Annotated in this window: 21 protein-coding genes; 9 read left to right on the top strand and 12 right to left on the bottom strand. The window is 66.5% G+C overall.

Annotation, left to right across the window (positions count from 1 at the left end; genetic code table 11):
* Positions 1–29: 29 nt before the first annotated feature.
* Complete coding sequence (locus tag GUY23_RS17045) at positions 30–1,061, bottom strand: hypothetical protein (RefSeq protein WP_166974671.1); 1,032 nt, start codon at positions 1,059–1,061, stop codon at positions 30–32.
* 260 nt (positions 1,062–1,321) lie between these two features.
* Here GUY23_RS17045 and GUY23_RS17040 point away from each other — a divergent pair, with 260 nt between their 5' ends.
* The gene (locus GUY23_RS17040) at positions 1,322–2,125 is read left to right on the top strand and encodes a 3-oxoacyl-ACP reductase (RefSeq protein WP_208085393.1); all 804 of its coding nucleotides are present in this window, start codon (positions 1,322–1,324) and stop codon (positions 2,123–2,125) included.
* A gap of 134 nt (positions 2,126–2,259) precedes the next feature.
* Here GUY23_RS17040 and GUY23_RS17035 read toward each other — a convergent pair whose 3' ends face one another.
* A complete protein-coding gene (locus GUY23_RS17035; protein WP_166974668.1) occupies positions 2,260–3,843 on the bottom strand; it encodes an FMN-binding glutamate synthase family protein in 1,584 nt (527 codons plus the stop codon).
* 144 nt (positions 3,844–3,987) lie between these two features.
* Complete coding sequence (locus GUY23_RS17030; RefSeq protein ID WP_166974665.1) at positions 3,988–4,461, bottom strand: NINE protein; 474 nt, start codon at positions 4,459–4,461, stop codon at positions 3,988–3,990.
* Positions 4,462–4,687: 226 nt separating this feature from the next.
* On the opposite strand from GUY23_RS17030, the gene GUY23_RS17025 reads away from it, so the two are divergent.
* Positions 4,688–5,923, top strand: a complete 1,236-nt coding sequence (locus GUY23_RS17025; RefSeq protein WP_166974662.1) for an MFS transporter — start codon at positions 4,688–4,690, stop codon at positions 5,921–5,923.
* 100 nt (positions 5,924–6,023) lie between these two features.
* Positions 6,024–6,941 carry an enoyl-CoA hydratase-related protein gene (locus tag GUY23_RS18860; RefSeq protein ID WP_166974659.1) on the top strand — a complete coding sequence of 306 codons (918 nt, stop codon included), beginning with the start codon at positions 6,024–6,026 and terminating at the stop codon, positions 6,939–6,941.
* Position 6,942: 1 nt separating this feature from the next.
* On the opposite strand, the gene GUY23_RS17015 is transcribed toward GUY23_RS18860, so the two are convergent.
* Positions 6,943–7,644: an NUDIX hydrolase gene (locus tag GUY23_RS17015; protein ID WP_166974656.1), complete on the bottom strand. Its 702-nt coding sequence runs from the start codon at positions 7,642–7,644 to the stop codon at positions 6,943–6,945.
* Positions 7,645–7,986: 342 nt separating this feature from the next.
* On the opposite strand from GUY23_RS17015, the gene cls reads away from it, so the two are divergent.
* Positions 7,987–9,483, top strand: coding sequence for a cardiolipin synthase (gene cls / locus GUY23_RS17010; RefSeq protein WP_166974653.1), 1,497 nt, complete (start codon positions 7,987–7,989; stop codon positions 9,481–9,483).
* A 158-nt stretch (positions 9,484–9,641) separates the two neighbouring features.
* Here the strand turns inward: cls and GUY23_RS17005 are convergent, their stop codons facing one another.
* Together GUY23_RS17005 and GUY23_RS17000 are read right to left on the bottom strand one after the other, a co-directional pair.
* Positions 9,642–10,130: a hypothetical protein gene (locus GUY23_RS17005; RefSeq protein ID WP_166974650.1), complete on the bottom strand. Its 489-nt coding sequence runs from the start codon at positions 10,128–10,130 to the stop codon at positions 9,642–9,644.
* A 167-nt stretch (positions 10,131–10,297) separates the two neighbouring features.
* Positions 10,298–11,332, bottom strand: a complete 1,035-nt coding sequence (locus GUY23_RS17000) for an agmatine deiminase family protein (protein ID WP_166974647.1) — start codon at positions 11,330–11,332, stop codon at positions 10,298–10,300.
* 214 nt (positions 11,333–11,546) lie between these two features.
* On the opposite strand from GUY23_RS17000, the gene GUY23_RS16995 reads away from it, so the two are divergent.
* The 3 genes from GUY23_RS16995 to GUY23_RS16985 all read left to right on the top strand — a co-directional run bounded on the left by GUY23_RS16995 (position 11,547) and on the right by GUY23_RS16985 (position 15,026).
* Positions 11,547–12,722, top strand: coding sequence for a CaiB/BaiF CoA transferase family protein (locus GUY23_RS16995; protein ID WP_166974644.1), 1,176 nt, complete (start codon positions 11,547–11,549; stop codon positions 12,720–12,722).
* Between the two features lie 242 nt (positions 12,723–12,964).
* Positions 12,965–13,753 carry a DUF5819 family protein gene (locus tag GUY23_RS16990; RefSeq protein ID WP_166974641.1) on the top strand — a complete coding sequence of 263 codons (789 nt, stop codon included), beginning with the start codon at positions 12,965–12,967 and terminating at the stop codon, positions 13,751–13,753.
* A complete protein-coding gene (locus GUY23_RS16985; protein ID WP_323127134.1) occupies positions 13,743–15,026 on the top strand; it encodes an HTTM domain-containing protein in 1,284 nt (427 codons plus the stop codon). Before GUY23_RS16990 ends, GUY23_RS16985 begins: the two co-directional genes overlap by 11 nt.
* A 136-nt stretch (positions 15,027–15,162) precedes the next feature.
* On the opposite strand, the gene clpB is transcribed toward GUY23_RS16985, so the two are convergent.
* Positions 15,163–17,769, bottom strand: a complete 2,607-nt coding sequence (gene clpB, locus GUY23_RS16980; protein WP_166974639.1) for an ATP-dependent chaperone ClpB — start codon at positions 17,767–17,769, stop codon at positions 15,163–15,165.
* 210 nt (positions 17,770–17,979) lie between these two features.
* Entirely contained in the window at positions 17,980–19,557 is a 1,578-nt protein-coding gene (locus GUY23_RS16975; protein ID WP_166974636.1) for a Na+/H+ antiporter, read from the bottom strand.
* Between the two features lie 109 nt (positions 19,558–19,666).
* On the opposite strand from GUY23_RS16975, the gene GUY23_RS16970 reads away from it, so the two are divergent.
* Complete coding sequence (locus GUY23_RS16970) at positions 19,667–20,446, top strand: enoyl-CoA hydratase (RefSeq protein WP_166974633.1); 780 nt, start codon at positions 19,667–19,669, stop codon at positions 20,444–20,446.
* Positions 20,447–20,493: 47 nt separating this feature from the next.
* Positions 20,494–21,426 (top strand): NAD-dependent epimerase/dehydratase family protein, encoded by a 933-nt coding sequence (locus GUY23_RS16965; protein ID WP_166974630.1) that lies wholly within the window; start codon positions 20,494–20,496, stop codon positions 21,424–21,426.
* Between the two features lie 7 nt (positions 21,427–21,433).
* Here the strand turns inward: GUY23_RS16965 and GUY23_RS16960 are convergent, their stop codons facing one another.
* The 4 genes from GUY23_RS16960 to GUY23_RS16945 all read right to left on the bottom strand — a co-directional run bounded on the left by GUY23_RS16960 (position 21,434) and on the right by GUY23_RS16945 (position 25,904).
* Entirely contained in the window at positions 21,434–22,270 is an 837-nt protein-coding gene (locus GUY23_RS16960) for an SDR family oxidoreductase (RefSeq protein WP_208085392.1), read from the bottom strand.
* A gap of 8 nt (positions 22,271–22,278) precedes the next feature.
* Positions 22,279–24,057 (bottom strand): FAD-binding dehydrogenase, encoded by a 1,779-nt coding sequence (locus tag GUY23_RS16955; protein ID WP_166974624.1) that lies wholly within the window; start codon positions 24,055–24,057, stop codon positions 22,279–22,281.
* A 126-nt stretch (positions 24,058–24,183) separates the two neighbouring features.
* Positions 24,184–25,122 (bottom strand): prephenate dehydratase, encoded by a 939-nt coding sequence (gene pheA, locus GUY23_RS16950; RefSeq protein WP_166974621.1) that lies wholly within the window; start codon positions 25,120–25,122, stop codon positions 24,184–24,186.
* Positions 25,119–25,904 carry a glycosyltransferase family 2 protein gene (locus GUY23_RS16945; protein WP_166974618.1) on the bottom strand — a complete coding sequence of 262 codons (786 nt, stop codon included), beginning with the start codon at positions 25,902–25,904 and terminating at the stop codon, positions 25,119–25,121. Before GUY23_RS16945 ends, pheA begins: the two co-directional genes overlap by 4 nt.
* Positions 25,905–25,913: the final 9 nt, after the last annotated feature.

Here is a 25,913-nt window from a genome sequence, read left to right as displayed (position 1 = left end):
ATCTTACCGCCCAGTTTCTGAGATGTTCCTCAGCGTGTGAACCAGGTGAAGGCGTCGTAGAGGGTTCCGGTGGCGGCGAGGACGGCGATGATCGCGAGAACGATCGAGGTCACGGTGTGTGAGACCTTGTTCGTCTGGAAGCGCACCGCGCGCGAGTACGACATCGGCCGATCAGTGACGGAATGCCCGAACTGGGCGAAGATCCGCCAATCCATGACGTCGACGAGGGACTTCGCGGCCAGCGTGAAGACGATGATGCAGCCGATGCCCATGAACAGCAGGAACACGAAGCCCAGGAACCCGAAGTCCTTGAAGAAGGTCACCACCCGATCGCCGATGGCCAGGGCGAAGGCGGAGAAGCCGTCGCTGAAGGGCAGTGCCTCGAAGGAGTCGGTGATCGTGCCGAGACTGACGTTGTCGCGCTGGGTCTGCACGGACCCGATGTACATGAAGATCGAAGCGGCCAGGGCGACGATGAGGTTGATGATCGTGATCGTGGCGTTGTCGGGCCAGAAGTCCAGGGATTTCAGCGTATAGGTCGCCGACAGCGCCACGCAGATGATGGCCCCGGTGAGCGCGCCGATGGTGGCCGGCAGCAGGAGATTGTTGAAGAAGACGAAGGCGACGACGGCGATGAGCGCGGCGCCGAAGATGTAGGTGAACACGGCGAGGGTGTCACCGTTCGAGGCGGTCGCGGCTCGGCGGTTCGCCTCAACCATCTGACCCGAGTACTGGATGTTCGCAGCGAGTTCGGCCTTGGTGGCTCGCGCCTCGTCGGCATCGTCGACGCGGGCGCCGTCGTAGCCGGTGCCGTAGCCGGAGCTGTTCGGCAGAACGCGGGTCGCGTCCTCATTGCCGAGGGCGCGGGTGGGCTGGTTGTACCCGTTCTGCTGGTAGCCGCTCTGGCTGTAACCGCCCTGGTTGTAGCCGCCCTGAGTGGCCGGTCTGCTGGATGCGGACCGTGGCTGCCATCGTCCGAGCTTCGCACCGATGATGTAGATGACGAAGACGACGAGTGCTGCGAGGACTCCGATGGAGATGCCGGCGCCGAGCTCGTTCATAGGGTGACTTCCTGGGGATGGACGATGGTGGTCGTTCGTTCAAGTCTATGGACTCTTGCCGCTCGTGGCACGTTCTGTCGCCTGTGCGCGCGGCTCGAAGGGCGATTTATCGGTCGATCCACCGTGATTTCGGCGGGCGGGAACGCGGTGGATCGACCAAACAATTGCCCGGAACCTTCCGGGCCAGGCACCTGCGGTTCATGGGTAGGGTGGGAGCAGGTCCGTACGGTCCGCCCACCGACGTTCGAAGGAGAATTCCGATGAGCAATGCCCAGGCCTTCACTTCCGAGGCCCTGCCGTTGAGCGAGCAGCTCGTCCTCGTCACCGGAGCCGGTCGCGGCCTGGGTGCTGCGATCGCGAAGGCGTTCGCTCCCGAAGGTGCCGCGCTCGTCATCAATTACCGCTATTCCTTCGGAGCCGCAGAGGAACTCGCCGAGGCTGTCCGCGCTCGCGGTGGACGCGCCGTCGCCATCGAGGCTGACGTCACCGATTCACGTGAGGTCGACGCGATGTTCGAGGCCGCCGCGGCCGAGTTCGGATCTCCCGTGTCGACAGTGGTCAACAATGCGCTCGCCGACTTCTCATTCAACGGCGACGATCGGCAGCCGGCCGATGAGATCGACTATTCGGACTTCGCCGACCAGTTCCAGGGGACGGTCGAAGGCGCGGTCAACACCATCCAGGCCGCGATGCACGGGTTCCGCGAGATCGGTTCCGGCCGCGTCATCAACATCGGGACCAACCTGTTCCAGGACCCCGTCGTGCCGTACCACGACTACACCGCTGCCAAGGTGGCGCTGCTGTCGCTGACCAGGACCTTCGCGAAGGACCTCGGACCGGTGGGGGTGCGTGTGAACATGGTCTCCGGCGGCCTGCTGCGCACCACGGATGCGTCCTCGGCGACCCCGGAGGAGGTCTTCGGCCAGATCGCTGCCGCCAGTGCGCTGCGCCGCGTGACCACCCCGGAGGAGTTCGCCTCGGCGGTGGTGTTCTTCGCCTCTCCCGCCTCACGTGCGGTCACGGGGCAGAACCTCATCGTCGACAACGGCCTCGTCATGGGCTGACCATCCTGCCGCTGTGCCTGTCGAGACCACCCTGAAGCGGCGAAACGACGCCATGCGTGGGGTGGTCTCGCCGCTTCAGAGTGGTCTCGGCAGGGTTGGCAGCGGCTGCTGGCTCAACGGCTCTGGCTGCCGGCTCAGCGGCTGTGGCCGCGGGGGATGGTGAAGGAATCGGCACGTGCGGTCGCCCAGTCAGCGGCCCAGTCCTCGGGAGCGTCACCCAGCAGTTCGCCGGGCTTGAGCCAGTCGTAGAGGCGTGCATACGACCATGAATCCGAAACCGAGACATTACGGCGCAGCATCGTCGGCTCCAGGTCCGCCGGGGTGGCTGCGCCCATGGATGCCATGAGGCGAGTCGCCTCGGCGACGACGGCCTCGTGATAGTTCTTCACCCGCTCGGACTTGTCGGGTACGTCGATGGCCCGCGCTCGCCTGGGGTTCTGTGTGGCCACGCCCACCGGGCACTTGCCGGTGTGGCAGGCCTGAGCCTGGATGCAGCCGACGGCCATCATCATCGCCCTCGCCGAATTCGTGAAGTCCGCGCCCTGGATGAGGCGTTTGACGATGTCGGTGCCGGTGGCGATCTTGCCCGAGGCCCCGACCTTGATCTTCGTGCGCAGCCCGGCGCCGACGAGCGCATTGTGCACGATCATCAGGCCCTGCGTCAGCGGCAGTCCCATGTTGTCCTCGAACTCCAGCGGCGCGGCACCGGTGCCGCCCTCGGAGCCGTCGACGATGATGAAGTCCGGCAGGATCTCAGTCTCGACCATGGCCTTGACTATCGAGAGGAACTCGGTGCGGGAGCCGACGCAGAGCTTGAAACCTGCCGGCTTGCCTCCCGAGAGTTCGCGCATCGTCCGGACGAACCGGAGCAGCTCGATCGGAGTCGAGAACACGCTGTGCCCGGGAGGGCTGATGCACGTCTGGCCGACGGGGATGCCGCGGATCTCGGCGATCTCCTCGGTGACCTTGGCTCCGGGCAGGACGCCGCCGATGCCCGGTTTCGCGCCTTGGGAGAGTTTGAGGGAGACCATCTTCACCTGCGGGTCCCGCGACTTCTCGGCGAAGACGTCCGGATCGAAGTGACCATCGGAAGTGCGGGCGCCGAAGTAGGCGGTGCCGAGCTCCCAGATGAGGTCGCCGCCGAATTCGCGGTGGTAAGGAGAGATCGACCCCTCGCCCGTGTCGTGGGCGAATCCGCCCATCGCCGCGCCCTTGTTCAGTGCCCGCACGGCGTTGTTGCTCAGCGAACCGAAGCTCATCGCCGAGACGTTGAGCAGCGAGATGTCATACGGCTGGGTGCACTCGTCGCCGCCGATGCGCACACGCGGCGGGCGAGGAGGATCGGCGATCGGCAGATTCGAATGCATGAGCGCTTCGTAGCCGGGCCGGTCCACGTCGTGTTCGGTGCCGAATGCGTGCTCGGAATGGGTGCCCTTGGCTCGTTCGTAGATCGTGGTGCGGGTGTCGCGGTTGAAGGGGCGCCCGTCCCAGTTGCGTTCGATGAAGTACTGCTGAAGCTCCGGCCGGATCGACTCCAGAAGGAACCGGGCGTGCCCGGCGACGGGGTAGTTGCGCAGGATCGAATGCCGCTTCTGCGTGAGATCCCATGCCGCGAGTGCACCGAGTCCGAGCGCCGAGGCGGCCGCCGCCAACCCTGCGAAAGCCTTGCCTGTCGAGTCACCACCCGACATCCGGACGATGGGGAACTGCCGTTTCATCGTGCCTCCTTGAACTGTCCTGTTCCCGAGACTAGACCCAGTGCGCGGGGATTTCAGGAAAGGCAGACCTGTGAAAGCGCTCAGGACCGGGACGACGAGGTCAGAACAGGATCAGAACAGGTGGGCCAGGAGGTCCGAACAGGATCAGAACAGGTGGGCCAGCAGCGCGAGAAGCAGCTCATCGACCTGCATCGAATAGGCGACGATGATCGTCAGGCCCGTGGCGATCCACGCGATCTCCTTGTCCTGGTTGAACCCGCGCAGCGGCCGAGAATCATAGCGGAGTCCGCCCGCGAGGACCGTGACGAGATCGATGATCCACCAGATCCCCAACCCGCCGAGGCTGAGCAGCTTGAGCGCGCCCGTGCGGTACCGCCCGGTGTAGAACCGATCGAAACCAAGGAATCCCAACAGCAGGGACAGGATCCACGTGATGACGAAGGATCGGTTCCCATGCGAGGCGGGGTCGGCGTCTAGGGCAACGGTGCCATCGACCAGCGGTGAGACGAGCCCTGCGTCGAGGCTTGAAGAGGAGGCGGGCGCTGCGCCGGGTGCGGTACGAGCAGCGTCGGGTGCGGGGCAGGGCGAGGTCACGGGAATCTCGGCGGTCGCGGACATCCCTGCTCTCCCATTCGCTCACGTGCGGTGTCTGCATTGCTCGCGGCGCTCGCGCTTGCTTTGCGGTGCGCGCCGTCGTCTCACGGTCTGGTCTCAGCATAGAAGGCGGGGGCCGCCTCGGCGATGGGGTTATCCTCCGTGACCGACCCGGCGGTGGCCGTTCTCACACGGTCCGTAACCCGGAATCGTTTGGGATCACGCTCCGGACAGGCATAGCGTTGGAGTCATGAGCAGTGGTGAGCCGAGTCCGACAAGCACTCGGCGAACCGTAGCGGCGGTCTTCCTCGCCGGCGTCTCCGTCTTCCTCGTCCTCTACGAGACCCAGGGACTGCTGCCCGCCATCCGCGGCGCCTACGGCATCGACGGACCCACGGCGAGCCTGACCGTCTCGGCGACGAACGTGGCCATGGCCGTCTTCCTCATCCCGTTCTCGGCCCTGGCTCCGCGCATCGGCCACGCCCGACAGATCGGCGCCGGCGTCATCGTCGCCGCGATCCTCGCCCTCGTCCTGCCCTTCACCCCGACCCCGGAACTGCTCATCGCCGTCCGCTTCCTCCAGGGGGTGGCGATCGCCTCGGTGCCGGCGACGGCCATGGCGTACCTTTCCCTGCGGCTGCCGCCCAAGGCCCTGCCCGGCGCGATCGGGGTCTACATCGCCGGCAACACGATCGGCGGACTGTGCTCGCGGCTGCTCACCGGGCTGGCCTCCGAGTTCCTCGGCTGGCACGGCGGACTGGCGTTCACCGCGGCGATCTCCCTGCTCTTCGGCCTCATCGTCGTCTGGCTGCTGCGCCACGACCTGTTCTCCACCACCCGTAACCGCGCCGCCCATCCCAACGGTGGGACCGCCGAACCCGGCGGTGGCGCGGCCGCTCCGCAGCCGTCTCGGCGAGCTATTCCGCTGCGCGGGGGACTGTGGCGGATCTACCTCACCGGATTCCTGTGCATGATCGTCTTCGGCGGATCGTTCACCATGCTCGGCACCCGACTGCAGCAGGATCCGTGGAACCTCAGCGAGGGTGCGGTCGCCCTGTTCTTCCTCATCTACCTCGTCGGCACGGTCGTGACCACCTATTACGGGCGACTGGCCACGAAATTCCCGCGCACCCGACTGACGCTCATCGGTATGGTCATCGCGCTCGCCGGCGCGAGCCTGACCCTCGTCGACTCGCTCGTCGTCATCGTGCTGGGCATGTCCCTGCTCACAGCCGGTTTCTTCATCGGGCACACCGGCGCCTCCGCTGCTGCCAGCGCCGCCCGGCCCGGGGTCGACTCGACCCGCTCGGCGGCCATCTACCTCACCGTCTACTACCTCGGCACGAGCCTCGGCGCCTGGCTGTCGGCGGTTCTGTTCACCGACTTCGCATGGCCCGGTGTCGTCGCGATGTGCGCGACCTCCCTCATCGCGGTGCTGGTCTTGACGCTGACCGGAGCTCCGATAGGCTTCAGGAAACGCAACTGATCGATCGTTCAGGGCTGACGGTGTCCCCATCCGGCTCGGCGGTCGTCATCACGCCGATGTCGGATTCTGCGGAGTCCGGCCCGTCACCGAAAGGTCCGCCATGCCCCAGACCGCGAACGAGACCGTCGTCTACAGCCTCAGCGACGGCGTCGCCCATGTCGAGATCGACCGTGCCGAGAAGCTCAACTCACTGACCCGTGAGGTCTTCGAAGACCTCGTCGAGGCGGGGCTGGCACTCAGGCAATCGACCGAGGTCAAGGCTGTGGTCCTGTCCGGTCGGGGACGGGCCTTCAGCGCCGGACTCGACTTCACCGAAATGGCTCGGATCGCGAAGTCCGGGACTGCGACGCGTTCGACCGCGGAGGAAGAGGGGACCGCTTCGACCACCGAGGCGGGAACCGCTTCCGAGGGGACCGACGCCGTTGTCGAGGCACAGTCCGAGGACTCCTTGGACACGGTGGTCCAGGTCGGCACCCGCCTCGGTTCGGCTCGGGCACTGGCACAGAAGGCTGTGCATGTCTGGTCGCTCGTCGAGGTGCCGGTCATCGCCGCGGTCCGCGGGGCAGCGCTCGGCGGCGGATTCCAGATCGCCCTGGGCGCGGACATGAGAGTGGCCGCCCCCGATGTGAAGCTCTCGCTCATGGAGGTCAAGTGGGGCATCATCCCCGACATGTGCGGCACCCAGCTGCTGCCGCGACTCGTCGGTCCCGCGCAGGCGAAGAAGCTCATCGTCACCGCCGACACGATCGGCGCGGAGGAAGCGTTCCGCATCGGTCTCGTCGATGAGGTCGCCGAGGACCCGATCGCCCGCGCTCTCGAACTCGCCGCACAGATCGCCGGACAGTCGCGTTCGGCGCTGGTGTGGGCCAAGCGGCTCGTCGACCTCTCCTACGACTCCGATCTCAGCACCGGACTCGACGCCGAACAGGAAGCTCTGGCCGCACTGCTCGGCACCGAGGAACAGCAGGAGGTCGTCGCCGAACGCCTCGCGGCCATGAAGGCACGCGCGAAGCGCTGAGTCAGGCTCCTCGGTTGGAGGGGAAGTCCGGGCGGACGGGATCGACGGCACGCTTGGTTCCAAGCACCTCGGCGACGTTCGCGAAGCCGGCGAGTTCACGCAGCAGCACGAACGTGGGTCGCATGAGCTTGAGCGTCCCTTCGCCCTCGGATTCGAGGATCCCGGCGACCGGCAGCCATTCGCTCGTGTGCGCCTCCGTCGTCTGATGGTGGGCGGCGGCCAGCTCGGGTGCGGCGATGACATAGAAGTAGGTGTCGAAGCGCTTGGGCCGACCGATCGGGGTCACCCAGTTCGCCCACGGCATCAGCCCGCCGGGATCGAGCACGGCTCCGGTCTCCTCCTGGACCTCGCGCACAGCGGTGGCGAGCAGGACGCGCCACCCGTCGGCCGCCTCGGCGATGGTCGACTGCGACCAGGCGGAAGTGTGCACGGTCGGATCGGGCACGGTGATGGCAGGGGCGGACTCCCGGTCGACGGGATCGACGCGACCGCCGGGGAAGACGACGACGCCGGCGGCGAAGTCCATCGTCGAGACCCGATGTTGGACGAAGACCTCGAGACCATCGGCCCCGTCGCGGAGCATGAGGACACTCACGGCGGGCCGAACCGGCACCGCCGCGGGGTCGGCGACGTCGGGTCCGCGGCTGGCGGCGTCGGCCTTGTCCGAACGGTCGGAACCCTCGGGATTGATGTCTCGGATCACTCTCAGCACCTTCGCTCTCGCCTGCACACGTCATCTCCCAGTATGCCCGCGGCCGCCTCGGCGAGGGACGGCGGGGCGGTTCCATTCAGTTTCCCCCTTCGGTGCGGCGGCGGCCTCGTGGAGTGGACGCGGGGCAGATCCTTCCGCGTTCCCCACCTCGGTGCGCGGCGGCCTCGCCGAGGCGGCCCCGCAGCAGGCAACGGGCGATTTCCGTGGTCAGAGGGCACGGCCCCGCATACACAGGGGAGGTGTCACGATACGATGGGAGACGAAGCGACAGCCTCCCGGTGAGGCGCGGAACCCATCCGTTGACCAACCAGGGCGGGGCTGAACGGGCAAACTATGAGCAACTTCGAAATCTATCCGTTCATCACGATCGATCAGGCGTGGCCGAATTGGCTGATCTTCGTCCTGCTGCTCATCGACCTCGTGATCCGCATCATCGCGATCGGCTGGATTCCGCACAACCGCAAGCCCTCGGTCGCGCTCGGGTGGCTGCTGGCGATCTTCCTCATCCCCTATGTGGGCATCCTCGCGTTCCTGCTGCTCGGTTCGTCGAAGCTGCCGAAGCGGCGGCGGGACAAGCAGTCCCAGATCAACGACCTCATCCGCGACCAGCTGCGCAATCGGCCGATCATCGGCGAACACGCGCACATGCCCGAGCCGCTGAGCACCGCCGCACAGCTGAACTTCGACCTCGGAGCGCTGCCGATGACCCACGGTAACGCCTTCGACCTGCACGTGGACAACCACGAGTGCATGGGGGCGATGGCCGACGCCGTCGACCAGGCTGAGCGGTACGTGCACTTCGAGTTCTATATCGTCGCGATCGATGACACGACGAGACGGCTGCTCGAATCGCTGCTGGCCGCGCATCGGCGCGGGGTGAGGGTGCGGATACTCATCGATCATGTCGGATCGTTGGGGTATCCGGGCTATTCGGAGCTGGTCAGACGCCTCGACGATTCGGGCGTCAGCTGGCGGCGGGCGCTGCCGATCCGCCCCTGGCGAGGTGAGTACCAGCGGCCCGACCTGCGCAATCATCGCAAGATCCTCGTCGTCGATGGCGACGTGGCGTTCACCGGTTCGCAGAACATCATCGACCGCTCCTACAACAAGCGGCGGAATCTGCGGAAGGGCTTCCAGTGGAAGGACCTGTCGCTCGAGTGCCGCGGACCGGTCGTCGAGGAACTCGATGCGGTGTTCGTCACCGACTGGTATTCGGAGACCGATGAGATCATCGACGAACCCGACAGCTTCGACCTCGAGGCACCTGAGTCCGGCGGCATTCAGGCCCAGGTCGTGCCCTCGGGACCGGGGTTCGAGGACGAGAACAATCTGCGGCTGTTCAACCACCTCATCTACAACGCGAACCGCACCGTCGTCGTGTGTTCACCGTACTTCGTGCCCGATGAGTCGCTGCTCCACGCCCTGACCACCGAGGCCAGGTCGGGTGTCGATGTCCGCCTGTACGTGGGTGAGACCAGCGATCACTGGCTCACGCACAAGGCTCAGCAGTCCTACTATGACGACCTCGTTCGGGCCGGGGTGCGGATCTTCATGTACCACGCCCCGACGGTGCTGCACTCGAAGTTCCTCATCATCGACGACGAGGTCTCGATCGTCGGCTCCTCGAACATGGACGAGCGCTCGTTTGCGATGAACCTCGAGGTGACGATGTTCATCGTCAATAAGGAGTTCACTCAGCGCATGTACGACCTCGAGGCCGAACGCTACGCCCCGAACTCCGTCGAACTCGACGCCGAAGAATGGGCGAATCGGCCGCTGCTGAAGAAGTACGTGGAGAACGTCGCGCGGCTGACGAGTTCGCTGCTGTAGACGCCGGCCGCGTGCGAGGCGTTCTGGCCCGGCGGTGCACGGAGGGGCAAGCGGATCGCGAACCGAGACAGCGCGGGACAACGCGGGAGACAGCGAAAGGCGGCAGGATCGCGATCGGTCCCGCCGCCCTTCAGTGCCGAATGTGCGTCGGCGGCGACTCAGTCGTCGTCGGAGAGTCCGGCTGGGCCTTCATCGTCGAGGTGACGCTCCGGGTCGCCGATCGAATCGTGCGTCTTCTCGTGAGCGCTGGTCGATGCGTTCTTCGGAGTGCTCTTCGCTCCGCCGGTCGAACCCGTCGAGGCGCCCTTGGCCGCACCGGCCGAGCCGGTCGAGGCACCCTTCGCCGCACTTGCGGATGAGTTCGTCGAGGTGGGCGAACCGTCCTCGTCGCCGTCGAATTCGGAGACGGGTGAGTTCGTTGCCGCTGCGGCGTTGACCTTGTCCGCGGCGGTCTGTACGGCGTCGGCGACAGCCGGGGACTTCTCGCGGATGGACTGGTTGGCCTTCTCGACGGTGTCCTGGACGCGGGGGTCGGTCCACAGATCCTGAGCCTGCGCCTTGAGCCGTTCATAGCTCTGGCGTCCGGTGCGTGATCCGAGAATGAATCCGACTCCGAGACCGGCCAGGAGAATCAATCTCTTCTTCATAGTCCTGCTCCTCTTCGCAACTTGCTGTCGCTGTGACCCGCACTGCTGCGGGACACAGATCCGGACTTCGGTGTGATCAGCGCACGTGCACTGTGTCCTTCCTCACCAGCTTATACCGAGACGCGCTCGTGAGGCATGCCGACGGCACGTCCCTGGCGAGTGAGTACTCACCCCACGCTCGGCTGCTGCTGGGTGATGCAGTGGATCCCGCCGCCGCGGGCGTAGAGCTCACGCGCATCGACTCCGACGATCTTCCGGCCCGGGTACACGCGCCGGAGGATCTCGGCCGCCTCGGCGTCCATCGGGTCGTCGAAGGTGCAGGCGATGACTCCGCCGTTCGTGACCAGATGGTTGACGTAGGAGTAGTCGACCCACCCCTCCTCGTCGCGCAGCACCTCGGGTGCTGGAATCGGCACCACCTCGAAGGGCACACCGTCGGCGGTGGTCTCAGCGGCGAACTGCTCCTTGAGCGCCCGACTGAATTCGAAGTCCGGGTGCTCAGGATTGCGCTGATCGTGGACGAGCACGACCCCGGGACTGGGCATCGTGGCGACGATGTCGACATGCCCACGGGTGCCGAAGGTCTGGTTGTCCCGATGCAGCCCGCGGTCGAGCCAGATGACCTTCGTCGCTCCGATCGTCCGCGCGAACTCCGCTTCGACCTCGGCCTCACTCATCCCCGGATTGCGGCCCGGATCGAGCTGGACGCTGCGCGTGGCCAGCACCGTTCCCTTCCCGTCGACATGGAACCCGCCGCCTTCGTTGCGCAGCTGCGAGTCGACGACAGGAGTGCCGGCGAGCTCCGCGACGAACCGGCCGATGTGCTCATCGTGATCCCATGTCGCCCACTCCTGCGCACCCCAACCGTTGAACACCCAGTCCACCGCGCGCAGTCTGCCATCGTCATCGACGACGAAGCTCGGCCCGATGTCACGCATCCACGCGTCGTCGAGTTCCGCATTCACGAGCGTGATCGGATGAGTGATCCCCTCGCCGAGGTGGCGCTCGGCCTGGTCCGTCTGTGCACTCGTGACGACGACCGTGACAGGGGTGAATTCGCTCGTGGCGCGGGCGACGGCCGCCCAGGTGGCACGGGCGGCCTCGGCCTCCGCCTCCGTGTCGCCGAGCGCGTAGCCCGAAGATGGGAACGCCATCCAGACGCGGTCCTGGGCCGCGGTCTCGGCAGGCATGTGCAAGGTCATCGTTGGTCCCTTCGACGGTGGAGCTTGGCTCGAGTCTAGCGATCTCGCACGGTTCGGGCGCGACGGATTCCGTACCCCTACCGGCGGCCGCACGTCAGCCGAAGCACAGCGCCGAGACCGGGCAGTGGGCGTGATCGGCAGTCCGTATAGTTTGGCGTGGAGTCAATGACCTGGCGCGCAGCCAGCGTTCGATCGCGTGCGAAGGAGGCAGGAAGTGGAAGACCAGGATCTGCAGGAGTCATTCGGCCGGCGTGGGACGGGGCCGCTGGCCGGAACGCTCGTCGCCGACTTCTCGCGGGTGCTCGCCGGCCCGTACGCGACGATGATGCTCGCGGATCTCGGCGCCACGGTCATCAAGGTCGAGGGGAAGACCGGGGACGATACACGGCACTGGGCACCGCCTCGGCGAGGGGACGATGCCACGTACTTCCTCACGGCTAATCGGAACAAGCATTCGGTCGTGCTCGACTTCAAGGACGATGACGATCTCGCCTTCGCACAGCAGCTGGCCGCACGCTCCGACGTCCTCGTCGAGAACTTCAAGGCCGGGGGATTGGCGAAGTACGGCCTCGACTACGACACGGTCGCCGCGGTCAACCCGGGCATCGTCTACGCCTCCGTGACCGGGTTCGGCAGGGACAATCCGATGCCCGGGTACGACCTGCTCATCCAGGGCCTGTCCGGGTTCATGTCCGTCACCGGCTCGGCGGAATCGGGCCCGGTCAAGGCCGGTGTCGCCGTCGTCGACGTGTTCACCGGGCTGCACACGGCGGTGGGCATCCTCGCCGCGCTCACCCGTCGGAAGGACACTGGGGTGGGCCAGCTCGTCGAGACGAATCTGCTGTCCTCGGCGCTGTCGGGCCTGGCGAATCAGACCTCGGCATATGTGGCCGGCGGGGTGGTGCCGCGAGCGATGGGCAACGAGCACCCGAGCCTCTACCCGTACCAGCCGATGCCCACTGCGGAGGGCCAGATCATCATCGCCTGCGGCAACGACAAGCAGTTCGCCCGCCTCGCCGAGGTGCTCGGCCACCCCGAATGGGCTGAAGACGAAAGGTTCGCGAACTTCGCCGACCGCAACGTCCACCGGGCCGAACTCGAACCCGGGCTGATCGCGGCGCTTGGTGCGAAGACGAACCAGGAATGGTTCGACATCCTCACCGAGGCGGGGCTGCCCTGCGCACCGATCAACTCGATCGCCGAAGGCGTGGACCTGGCAGCATCGCTGGGGCTCGATCCCGTCGCCGAGGCGGGGGCCGGCGATCGTGTCATCCCCACCGTCGCCAACCCGATCCGACTCTCCCAGACGCCCGCCAGCTATGAGCTGGCACCGCCGCGGCTGGGGGAGAGCACCGAGGCGGTCAAGGACTGGCTGCGATCGCTGCGGTAAGGCGACTTGGTGCCCTGGGCGGGTCGGAAAGGTGGGCTCAGTGCGGGGGGTGGGATGATTGTTCGACCAGGGATTCTGCCGCCGACACCAGGCCGGAGATGTCCGCCGAGCAGGGAAATCATTGCCGCGGCTGAAGTACCCTAATGACTGTGTGCCGTCACCACGGACGTCGGAGAGCGGCCCGGACGGGCTTCTGATCCGGTGCCGGCACGAGTAGACGCTTAAGAGAATTTGGAACCGAGATGGACAACAAGCCGACCGAAGACAGACCTCGGCCACGTTCGGCGGTGAAGCGGACCCTGATGGTGATCGCCATGGCGATCACCGGCTTCCACCTCTTCGCCAGCTTCCTGTGGATCGCCCCCTCCTCGACATTGAGAGAGGTCATCCCCGGAGATCTGCTGTCGAAGTACATGATTCCGATGTGGGGTCAGTCGTGGAGCGTGTTCGCACCCGAGCCGATCAACGGCGACTACTACTTCGACGTCCGCGCGGTGATCAAGACCGACAAGGGCGAGGAGATCACCCAGTGGGTCAGGGCCACAGACGTCGAACTCGACCACTCGACGTACAAACTGTTCCCACCGCGGTCGGCCGGGCTGGGCATCGGTGTGGCTTCGGACATCAAGGGTTCGTGGGAGGACCTGCCCGACGATCAGAAGGCGATCGTCAAGCTCGACTACTTCAAGGGCGATGACTCGGTCGACCGGTTGGAGACGAAGCTGAAGGAGTACGACGATCCGAAGAACACGGTGTCGTCCTACCTCGAGAGCGAGCACACGGCCACGGCTTATGCGACGCAGGTGGCGAAGGCGATCTGGGGTGACGATGTCCAGCGCGTCCAGTATCAGGCGGCCCGCCGGAATGTGGTGCCCTTCGCCGACCGCAACGACAAGAACGCCGAACGTCCCGACATTCAGCCGGTGCCGGTGGGATGGCGTGCGCTCGTGACCGAGAAGCATCAGTCCCAAGAGGAGTTTACGAAGTACTTCTGCTCCTCCGACGAAGTGAGGTGCGTCGGTGAACAGTGACGAGACGACCCCGAAGGATGGGGCGGGCGACGTGCCGGTCTACGAGGAGGCCACGACCGCCTCGGCGAAGAAGCGGGCGAAGGACTCTGCGCTGCGCGGTGACGAAGCGGTCCACGGTGACGGAACGGTCGCCTCAGCGAGGGATCGCGACGATGACGGTACGGCTGCCTCGGCGAGGGATCGCGACGATGACGGTACGGCCGCCTCGGCGAGGGATCGCGACTATGACGGCGTCGGCGCGGTCGGACTCGTTCCGCTGACGACGCTCGTGCGGACGAAGATCGCGAACGGCTGGAACTGGCTCGAGGAGATGCTCACCGGCCGCTATCACGCGACCTACGGGCTCGCGGTGACGCGGATCCTCATCGGGATCACCGGGCTCGGCCTCATCCTCACGAACTTCAACGCACGGCACTACACGTTCGGCGTGGGATCGGCCTGGAACGGCGAGATCGCCGCACCGAAGAGCGATTTCCCGAACATCTGGCTCTTCTCGCTCTTCCACCGGGCGGTGACTGTGCCGCCGCTGTTCACGGCGATGATGATCGGTCTGGCGGTCTTGGCCGTGGTGATCATCCTCGGGTGGCGGACGCGGATCGTCCTGCCGTTCTACCTCGTGCTGTGGGTGAGCTTCATCGAGCTCAACGACGGGGCCGGGGATCAGGGCGACAACGCCTACCGCATGTTCCTGATCGCTCTCCTCTTCGCCGACACGACTCGGCGGTGGTCGCTCGATGCCAGGCGTCGGGCACGGAGTCCTCGCTTCCCGGAGACGGACGGCGGCTCGTGGCGGTGGGCGCTCATCATGGCGAACAACCTCGCCATCGTCGTCCTCGCGTTCCAGGTGTGCGCGATCTACATGTCCGGCGGCCTGTACAAGGCCGGCGGCGCCGCGTGGCAGCACGGCTTCGCCGTCTACAACCCCCTGCACACGCAGCAGTTCGGGACGTGGCCGGTGCTCTCAGACCTGATGACGGCATGGGGGCCGATGGTGGTGGCGATCTCGTGGGGGTCGATCCTCTTCCAGTGCGCGTTCCCCTTCATGCTCTTCAACCGCTACACCCGGATCGTCGGTCTGCTCGGCATCCTGTCCTTCCACCTCGGCATCGCGCTGCTCATGGGCCTGCCGTGGTTCTCGCTGACGATGATCGCCGTCGACGCGATCTTCATCCGCGACCGGTCGTTCGCGAAGCTCGCCGCCTACCTCAGACACTGGTGGACATCGACCGCGCCGCGGGCCGCGGGTGGAACCGGTGCGAAGGCCGGCAGATGACGAATGGCACACGTTTCTCTGAAACGCTCACCGAAGAACGCGGGCTATTCAGAGAAACGTGTGCCATTCGGCTCTGGGCCAGCATCAGGCTGGCCCGAACCCGCAACCGCAGCTTGCAGCCCGCGGCCCGGGAGCCTCACCGCTTGGGGCGCAGCTCCAGGCCTCGGGTCTCGGGGTCCTCGGGCAGGTCGACCACGACGGTGTCACCGTCGACGATGTCACCGGCCAGCAGGGCGCGGGCCAGCTTGTCGCCGATCTCGCGCTGGACCAGCCTGCGCAGCGGCCTGGCGCCGAATGCCGGGTCGTAGCCTTCGAGGGCCAACCAGTCTTCGGCGCCCTGCGTGACCTCGAGCGAGATCCGGCGATCGGAGAGCCTGCGCGCCATGTGCTGGATCTGCAGGTCGACGATCGACGAGAGCTCGTCCTTGCCGAGGGCATCGAAGAGCACGATGTCGTCGAGGCGGTTGAGGAACTCCGGCTTGAACGTCGCGTGCACGACATCCATGACCTTCTCCCGCTGTTCCGCATCGGACAGCGAGGTGTCGACGAGGAACTGCGAACCGAGGTTCGAGGTCAGGATCAGGATGGTGTTCCTGAAGTCGACCGTGCGACCCTGACCGTCGGTGAGCCGACCGTCGTCGAGGACCTGCAACAGGATGTCGAAGACACTCGGATGTGCCTTCTCCACCTCGTCGAGCAGGACCACGGAATAGGGCCGACGGCGGACCGCCTCGGTGAGCTGGCCGCCCTCGTCGTAGCCGACATAGCCGGGAGGAGCACCGACGAGGCGGGACACGGTGTGCTTCTCACCGTATTCGCTCATGTCGATCCTGATCAGGGCCTTCTCATCGTCGAAGAGGAAGTCCGCGAGGGATTTCGCGAGCTCCGTCTTACCGACGCCGGTGGGGCCGAGGAACAGGAACGAACCGGTCGGACGATCCGGATCGGCGACACCCGCACGTGAACGGCGGATGGCGTCTGAGACCGCGGCGACGGCGTCCTTCTGACCGATCAGACGCTCACCGAGGACGTTCTCCGCCCCGAGCAGCTTCTCGATCTCACCCTGCATGAGGCGTCCGGCGGGGATGCCCGTCCAGGACGAGACCACCTCGGCGATGTCGTTGCCGGAGACCTTGTCCGAGACCATCGGATCCGAGGTCTGACCGGCTTCGGCCTGCGCCTCTTCGGCTTCGGCCTCGGCGATCTCCTTCTGCACGGCGGGGATCTCCCCGTAGAGCAGACGGGACGCGGTCTCGAGGTCCGTGTCGCGCTGTGCCTTCTCGGCGGCCGACCGCAGCTCGTCGAGCTTCGTCTTCAGCTCACCGACCCTGTTGAGGCCGGCACGCTGGGACTCCCAGGTCGCTTCGAGGGCACGCAGCTCTTCTTCCTTGTCGGCGAGGTCGGCGCGCAGCGCGCTGAGGCGCTCGACCGACGCGGAGTCGGTCTCCTTCGCCAGGGCCATGTCCTCCATCTTCAGACGATCGACGGCACGGCGGAGCTCATCGATCTCGACCGGGGCCGAATCGATCTCCATCCGCAGCCTCGAGGCCGCCTCGTCGACGAGGTCGATGGCCTTGTCGGGCAGCTGTCGGCCGGTGATGTACCGGTTCGACATGGTGGCCGCGGCGACCAGAGCGCCGTCGTTGATCGAGACCTTGTGGTGGGCCTCGTAGCGCTCCTTGAGCCCGCGGAGGATCGCGATCGTGTCTTCGACGCTCGGCTCTCCGACGAACACCTGCTGGAACCGGCGCTCCAGCGCAGGATCCTTCTCGATGTTCTCGCGGTACTCGTCCAGGGTGGTGGCGCCGATCAGGCGGAGTTCACCGCGGGCGAGCATCGGTTTGAGCATGTTGCCCGCGTCCATCGACGAATCGCCTCCGGCACCGGCACCGACGATCGTGTGGAGCTCGTCGATGAAGGTGATGATCTGCCCGTCGGCGTTCTTGATCTCCTCGAGCACGGCTTTGAGCCGCTCCTCGAACTCACCGCGGTACTTCGCGCCGGCGACCATCGCCGAGAGGTCGAGGCTGATGAGCGTCTTGTCCCGCAGCGATTCCGGCACGTCGCCGGCGACGATCCGCTGGGCCAGGCCTTCGACGACGGCGGTCTTGCCGACGCCGGGCTCGCCGATGAGGACGGGGTTGTTCTTCGTCCTGCGCGAGAGCACCTGGACGACGCGGCGCACCTCCTTGTCACGGCCGATCACCGGGTCGAGTTTGCCTTCGCGGGCGGTGGCGGTGAGGTCGACACCGAACTTCTCCAGCGACTGCATGGTCTCCTCGGGATTCTCCGAGGTGACCTTCTTCCCTCCGCGCAGCTCGGGCAGGGCCGCGAGCAGAGCCTCGCGTCCGGCTCCGGACTCACGCAGCGCATCGCCGGCGCCGTCCTTGCCGGCCGCGGCAGCCAGCAGCAGGTGCTCGGTGGAGACGAACTGATCGCCGAGGGCGGTCATCTCCTCCTGAGCGAGGTTCATCATCTCGAGTCCGGGCCGGGACAGGCCCGGCTGGCTGACCGAGGAACCGCTGACCGTGGGGAACCCGCCGATCACTGCTTCGATCGAAGTGAGCACCGACTGCGGGTCGGCGCCGACCTTCGTCAGCAGGGCCGAGGCCAGGGAGTCGGGCTGCTTGAGCAGCGCGGCGACGAGGTGGGCCGGTTCGATCTGGTTGTTGTGCCGGGCGACGACGTCGTTGACCGCAGTCTGCAGCGCCTCCCGGGATTTGGTTGTCATCTGTGCGTCCATACGCATCTCCTTCTCAAAGTTCTGTGCTGATTACAGCTCTCGAAAAGCACAACACCGACAAAGTTGAGTCTATTCCACTCAACTTTGATTCTGAAGGAGAAATCAGAGGAGATCTCGCCGAGGCGGCTCGCAGCTTCGTACGGACGCGTGCACTGTCGCGGGGGCAGACGCGGACTGTGGTGCAGATGTGGGCATTCGCCCGCCCCGCACCTATCGCACGAGCACGGACTGGAGGTCGAAGCGGCGGAGGACCTTGTCGGCGATCTCCGGATCGGTGCCTCTCTCACGGCGGGCCCGCAGCACCTCGGCGCGGGCAGACTGCATCGCCTTCTTCTGCACCGCGAGCATCTGCTCTCGGTGCTCCTTGAACGCGGTCGCCTGTTCGGAACTCGCCTGGTCATCCGTCGTGCCGAGCAGCTGGGCGTGGAGGGCCTTGAACCGGGCGCGCAGCGGTTCGGCCACCTCGTCGGGGAGGCTGTCATCGTTCTTGATCTGCCTGATCGCGGCCTTGTAGGCACGCAGCGCGATGTCCTTCGTCGCCTGCTGCTCCCGTTCCGCCTCGTCGTCGATGCCGAGCCCATCGACGACGGCGGGGAAGGTCAGCCCTGCGAGGACGAGGGTGACGAGCAGGATGACGGCCGCGGCGACGACGATGTAGGACCGTCCGGGGAAGTCCTCGCCGGTGTTGGTCGTCGCCGGAATCGACAGAGCCAGAGCGATCGTCGCAAGCCCGCGCATCCCGCCCCAGGTCATCAGCGTGGCATCGCGGAGGTTGAGCGGGGCGGCATCCGGGTCGTCCTCGGTGTGTCTGCGGCTGAGGATGGTGCCGAGCAGCAGCCAGCCGAAGCGCACGGCGATGATGACCACGGCGATGATGAGTCCGACGATGATCGCCCGGCTGAGGTCGGCGTGTTCGGATTCGACGATCATGCGCAGGTCGAGGCCGATGAGTCCGAAGGCGATGCCGGTGATGAGCATCTCGAGGACCTGCCACGTCGAGTTCTGGGTGACGCGTTCGGCCGAGTTGCCTTCGACGTCGCGGCGGCGCATCTCGAGGGCGGCGACGACGACGGCGATGACACCGCTGGCGTGGAAGTGCTCGGCGATGAGGTAGACGCCGAAGGGCAGCATGAGCATGAGCGAGGAGCGGGCGACCGTGTGGTCGATCTTCTCCATCACCCAGGACACGACGAAGGAGACGAGGAGCCCGACGCCGACCGCAACGACCGCGGAGAGGACGAAGGAGATCGCGAGATCTGTGTAATCCACCTCGGTGCCGGCCATCGCCGCGGCCATCGCGGTCTGGAAGATGACGAGGGAGGCGGCGTCGTTGAACAGGCCCTCGGACTGCAGGGTCGACATGATCCGGCGCGGGATCGAGACGGTGCCGGCCACGGCGTCGACGGCGACCGGGTCAGGCGGGGCGAGCATCGCCCCCAGCGCGATGGCCGCGGCGATCGTGATCCCCGGGACGAGGAGGAGGGCGGATCCGGCGACGGCGGCCACGGTCACTCCGACGAGCGCGACGGCCATCCCGAGGATCGTCCGCCACCGGATGGCGAACAGCGCCCAGGAGGTCTTCTGCGCGGCGGCGAAGAGCAGCGGCGGCAGGAACAGGGGGAGGATGAGCTCGGGTTCGATGGTGATTTCGGCGAAGGTGGGGATGAAGGCACCGGCGATGCCGATGAGGACCATGAGCGCCGGCCACGGGAGTTTGAGCTTCTGTCCGAGTCCGACCACGACCGAGGTCGCGGCACCGAATCCGATGATCATCAGCAGAGTGGTCATGGTTCTCTCCCTCGCGTCGGGCCCCGCCGACCTGGGGATGAGATCGGTCGCGGGCGGAAAGGCGACACAGCAACTGCTCCGGACGTGTGATCTTTGACAGAATGTGACTATGTCCGAATCAATTGTATTCGCGCAGGCAGACGACGGAGTCGCGACCGTGACGATCAACGAGCCGAACACCCGCAACGCCCTGTCGCTGTCGGTGATGAATGACCTCATCGATACCTTCGCCGAGGTGGCTCACCGCACCGATGTGCGTGCCGTCGTCCTGTCGACCGCGGGCCATGTGTTCAGTTCCGGCCATGACCTCAAGGAAGTCCGCGGGGCGGAGCTCGAGACGCAGCAGGAGATCTTCGAGGCATGTTCGCGTCTCATGCAGCTCATCCAGCACATCCCGCAGCCGGTCATCGCACAGGTGCAGGGAGTGGCGACGGCGGCTGGCTGTCAGCTCGTGGCCACTTGCGATCTGGCAGTGGCGGCCGCCTCGGCGAAATTTGCGACTCCGGGGGTGAAGATCGGACTGTTCTGTTCGACGCCGATGGTGGCACTGTCCCGTGCGGTGCCAGCGAAGACGGCGATGCGGATGCTGCTCACCGGTGATTTCGTCTCCTCCGAGGAGGCGCTGCGGTTCGGTCTCGTCTCCGACGTCGTGGCTGATGACGAACTCGAAACCGCCACGCTCGACCTGGCGCGGAAGGTCGCGTCTGCCTCCTCGGCGACCGTCGCGATCGGCAAGGCCGCGTTCTACGAACAGCGCGAGCTGCCGGTGGCCGAGGCATACGCGCGGATGTCCGAGGTGATGGCGCACAATGCCGTCGCGGCCGATGCGCAGGAGGGGATCGACGCGTTCCTGACCAAACGGGAACCGCAGTGGCGGCACCGCGAGTAGACTGAGGAATCGCAGAACGCGCTGATGAGGACGGGAGTGGTTTCGACGTGGCAGTGATAGTGACCGGAGCCAGCGGCTTCATCGGCGGTGCCATCGCTCGTGCGCTCGCCGACAGGGACGAGACCGTCTACGCCTTGGGCCGACGGGATCCGGAGATCCCCGGGGTGAACTTCCAGCAGTGGGATATCGCCGAACCCGCCCCGCAGACCGTGACCTCGCTGGCGGCGAAGACCACGGCGGTCTTCCACTGCGCGGGCATCGCTTCCGTCAGCGCCGATGACGACGCGCTCTACGAGGTGAAGGTGACGGGCACGCGCCATGTCCTCGATGCCTTTCCGAAGGCACGCATCGTTCACCTGTCATCGACGACGGTGTACTCCTCGACGGCACCGCATGCCGAGCTCTGGGAGGAGGCCGGGCCGAAGGACCCGACCGAGTTCGCCGATGCGTACTCGCGCACCCACGCTCTGGCCGAACAGCTCGTCTCCCGTATCCGACCCGATGCTGCGATACTGCGACCCGCTGCCGTCTATGGGCCGGGAGAGACGATGCTCATGCCGTTCCTGCGCGGTATGGCGAAGAAGGGCGTGCTGCGTCTGCCCGGAGGCGGACGACAGAAGATCACTCTCACGCATGTCGACAATGTCGTCCGTGCCGCGCTCGCCTGCCTCGACGTGCCCTCGGCGGCCGGACCGTTCAACATCGGTGACCCCACCCCGTACCGGCTCAAGGACGCCATCGTCACGCACTTCGCGCGGATGGGCTATGAGCAGGTCGTCATCGAAGGCGTGGCGAAGGACAAGGCGCTGGTGGCGGCGAAACTCGGGCTCAAGGTCAAGGGCATGTTCAAGCGCGGTGATCGCGCGAAGCTCTTCCTCGCAGAATACCTGCAGGCCGACCGGACGTATAACCTGTCGCGCCAGCAGCGGGTGCTCGGGATCTCGACGACCCAGCACCTCATCCCGTCTCGGTTCCAGTAAGGGGCCCTCAGCGCTTCAGGCCGTGTTGGGCGGCGACGATCGTCGACATGAGTCCGCGCGGAAGCACCCTTTTGAGCAGGAACGGCAGCGGAGCGCGGCTGCCGACGGCGTAGAACTCCCGCGGCCGGGGCGAGACGACGGCGTCGATGATCGTGGCGGCGACCTTCTCCGGTGGAATCCCGTTCCGCTCATTGGCATCGAGATGCTCGAGCATCGTGGCGACATCCTCGCCGTAGGGCGAGCCCTCCTCGAGATACTTCGTCCGGCGCAGCCCGATGCCCGTGGCGATCGACCCGGGTTCGACTGTACTCACCCACACACCGAAGGGCGAGAGCTCTTGTCGGGCAGCCGTGGCGAAACCCCACAGCGCGGCCTTCGCCGCCGAGTACGAGCTGCGGTGGGCGAGCGGGAAGCTCGCGAGCATCGAGCCGACCATGATGATGCGGCCCGACCTGCGACGTCGCATCCCGGGCAGTACGAGCTGGCTCAGCCGCACAGGTCCGAACACGTTGGTGCGGAACAGGCGCTCGATCGCCTCGGCGGGCAGCTCTTCGAAGGGACCGGACTGGCTCTCTCCGGCATTGTTCACGAGCACATCGATCTCACCGAGCACGCCGAGGCTCTCGAGCTCTTCGGCCAGTGCCTCCGGGCCATGCGCATCGGCGAGGTCGAGGGTCAGGTACCGGACTCCGGGGACACTGTCCGCCGGAGACAGGCGACGAGGGTCGCGGCTCGTCGTCAGCACCATGCAGCCCATCGCGGCCAAAGCTTCGACAAGTGCCCTGCCGATGCCCGAGGTGCCGCCGGTGATGAGGACGGTGAGTTCGCCTGGCCCGGTGTTCACGCTGCCCCTCACGATTCGCTTCCGGCCGTGCCATTACCGCCTGCCCTGCCTGCACCGGCTGCTCCGACTGACCCGTCGGCCCCAGCCGACCCTCCGCCGGCCGCCACCGCGCGACCTGCGCGCAGACCGGAGAAGATGCACCCGCCGAGGAACGTTCCCTCGAGTGCGTTGTACCCGTGCATACCGCCACCGCCGAAGCCCGTGACCTCGCCGGCGGCAAAGAGACCGGGAATCGGAGTGCCGTCTCCGCCGGAGCCGTCTCGGCGGCCGCCAGCGCCGATGACCTGCCCGTCGAGGTTCGTCTCCAGCCCGCCGAGCGTCTTGCGTGAGAGCAGGCTCAGCCGCACCGCGATGAGCGGCCCATGGTCCGGATCGAGGATCTTATGCGGTTTCACCGCCCGGACGATCTTGTCGCCGAGGTAGGACCGCGCATTGTGGATCGCCTGGACCTGAGCGTCCTTGGAGAACGCATGATCGGTCTGCCGGTCACGCTGAACGATCTGTTCGACCAACCTGTCGTGGTCGATGACCGGTCCGCGGGAGCGTTCGTTCATCCCCGCCACGAGCTCCTCGGTCGTCTTGGCCACGACGAAATCCGCCCCGTACTTCTTGAATGCCTCGATCGGTGCCGGGGCATCGGAGGAGCGCACCCGGTCGAGCGCGATCCGGATGTCCTTCTCCGTGATGTCCGGGTTCTGCTCCGAGCCCGAGAGTGCGAACTCCTTGCGGATGATCGACTCGTTGAGCACGAACCACGAATAGTCATACCCGGTCGCCAGGATCGTCTTCATCGTCCGGTTCGTGTCGAAACCCGGATAGTTCGGCGCCGGGAACCGGTTGCCCTCGGCATCGAACCACAGCGACGAGGGTCCCGGAATGATGCGGATCCCATGCCCCGGCCAGATCGGATTCCAGTTCTCGATGCCCTCCGTGTACGCCCAGATCCGGTCTCGGTTGATCAGGCTCGCCCCGGCATCCTCCGAGATCTGCAGCATCCGTCCGTCCACATGGGCCGGTACACCGGCGAGCATCGTGTCCGGGAACTCGCCGAGGCGGTCGACCGGCCAGTACTTCTCCATGAGTGCGAAATTGTGCCCGATCCCGCCGCTGGTGACGATGACGGCAGGAGCGCGGTACTCGAAGTCCTCGACCTCGTCCCGATTCGACTCGACTCCGCGGGCCGTGGGGGAGGGGGCGAGCACCCGCCCGCGGACGCCGACGACGGCACCACCGTCGGTGATGAGCTCGTCGACACGGTGACGGAAGCCGAAGTCGATGAGGCCGGCAGCCTCGGCGGCTTCGACGGGTTCGCGGAAGACCCGGACCACCTCGGGGCCGGTGCCCCAGGTGAGGTGGAAGCGGGGGACGGAATTGCCGTGCTCATCCGACCCGGAACCGCCGCGTTCGGCCCAGCCGACGATCGGGGTCAGGCGCAGGCCCAGGTCACGCAGGTACTGGCGCTTCTCGCCGGCGGCGAACTCGAGATAGGCCTCCGACCATTTCCGCGGCCAGTGATCGTCCTCCCGGTCGAATCCCGCCGAGGTGGCCCAGTCGCTTCGTGCGAGTTCGAGCGAATCGTGGACGCGCAGCCTGCGCTGTTCGGGGGAGTCGATGAGGAAGAGTCCACCGAGGGACCAGAACGCCTGCCCGCCGAGGTTCGCTCGGTTCTCCTGGTCGAGGATGAGCACGCGCTTGCCGGCTTGGGTGAGTTCGTAGGCGGCGACGAGTCCGGCGAGCCCGGCCCCGACGATGATCGCGTCGGGGGATGTGCGGCTGTCTGTGTTCATCGTCGACTCCTCTGTCGCCTCCGTCGGCCGGTGAACCGACGTCAAGTGGGGCCAGATTGCCGGAAACAGGCCGAATTCTGACAATCTGGACCCACCTACCTTCCAGTAGGCATCAGTATCGCAGACTCAGTCGCCGAGGATGTGCTCCAGCCAGTCGGCGGCCACGGCGAAGGACTCGTCCGTCGTCGTCGGGTCGACCGGCGTCACCGTGCCGTCGGCGCTCGGATAGCTGCCGAGGAACGAGAGTTTGAGCGTGGACCGGTGGACGCCTTGGAGCGCCTCGGCCATCCGCGCCTCGTGGATGTGCCCGAGCAGGTCGATCGAGAACTGGTAGAGCCCCAGGCCGTCGCCGGTCGGACGGGATTCGATGCGGGACATGTTGATGCCGCGGCTGGAGAACTGCTCGAGCACCTCGAGCAGCGAACCTGCCCGGTCCGAGCGCAGCGCCGCGACGATCGTCGTCTTGTCCGCTCCGGTCGGTGCGGGAATGGGGCCGGGTCGGGTGACGACGACGAAGCGGGTCACCGCGTCCTGGCGATCGCCGATGTCCTCGGCGATGACGTCGAGGCCGTAACGTTCGGCCGCCAGGGCCGGGCAGACGGCGGCGATGTGGTCGCCGGCATCATTGGCCAGGTCGCGGGCCGCCGCGGCCGTCGACGAGGTCGGCAGGTACACGGCCTCGGGGTAGTGCTCGGACATGAAGGCCCGCACCTGCGCCTCACCGTGCGGGTGAGAGCCGAAGGAGGTGACCCCTTCGCTCGTCGTCCCCGGCTTCACAGCGAGGACGAAGCGGACGGGCACGACCACCTCGGCGACGATCTGCAGGCGACCGTGTTCGGTCAGGGCGTCGATCGTCGCCGGCACCCCTCCCTCGACGGAGTTCTCGATCGGGACGACGGCGGCATCGCAGTCACCCTCGAGCACCGCGTCGAGTGCGGACGGGGCGTTGCGCATCGGCTCGGTGGATGCGGTGCCACGCAGACCCTGGGAGTCGAGGTACGTCAGCAGGGCAGCCTCGGTGAAGGTGGCTTCCGGGCCGAGGTATCCGAAACGCTGCAGAGTCACTTCTTCCCATCCTTCTTCACTTCGGCGGACCCGCCGTTCCGCAGCCGGCGGACCCGGCGGACGGCGAGTGCGCGGGCGACGTCGCGGTATTGGGCGGCGCGGTGCAGCTGCGCCTTGAGGTCACGGCCGGTGACTCGGTGGTGGAGGTCGCATTCGACCTCTTCCACGCGCAGTCCGGCGTTGACGACGTCGATGGTCATGGCCGCCTCGACGCCCCATCCGGCGGCGAACGGCAGGGCCGCGTCGAAGGCCTCCCGGGAGAGGCAGCGCATGCCCGACAAGGGTTGGGTCGCCTCGAAGCCGGAGAGTTCGGCGATGCCCTTCTTCGCCAGCCCCACGACGAAGCCGAAGCCCCCGCCCTTGCGCTTCTGCGCAGGCAGGATCGCGATCGTCATGTCCGCCTCGTCCGCCAGCACGGGAGCGGTCAGAGGGGCGGTGTTCACGGCAGAGTCCTCGAGGTCGCCGTCAATGAACAGCAGCGCCCGATGGGTGGGTTCGATGCCGGGATCGGCGTCGGAGATCTCTCGATTGCGCAGGGCGAAGGCCCCGGTCATCATGGCCTGGGCCTTGCCCTTGTTCTTCGGGTGGGTGATGACCTCGGCGCCGGCGCGGCGGGCCAGGGGGCCCGTGTCATCGTTCGACCCGTCGTCGACGACGATGACCATGTCGACGCCGGGGATCCGCTTGGCCGCGGTCACGGTGGCACCGATGCGGTCGGCCTCATTCATCGCGGGGATGATGGCCGCGACCGCCTCGGGGGCGGGGTTCGGGTGTGCGCTCATGCGGGTGCT

It is taken from the genome of Brevibacterium atlanticum (genome assembly GCF_011617245.1).
In the GTDB taxonomy this organism is placed as follows: Bacteria; Actinomycetota; Actinomycetes; order Actinomycetales; family Brevibacteriaceae; genus Brevibacterium; species Brevibacterium atlanticum.
This window is presented reverse-complemented; position numbering and strand designations above follow the sequence as displayed.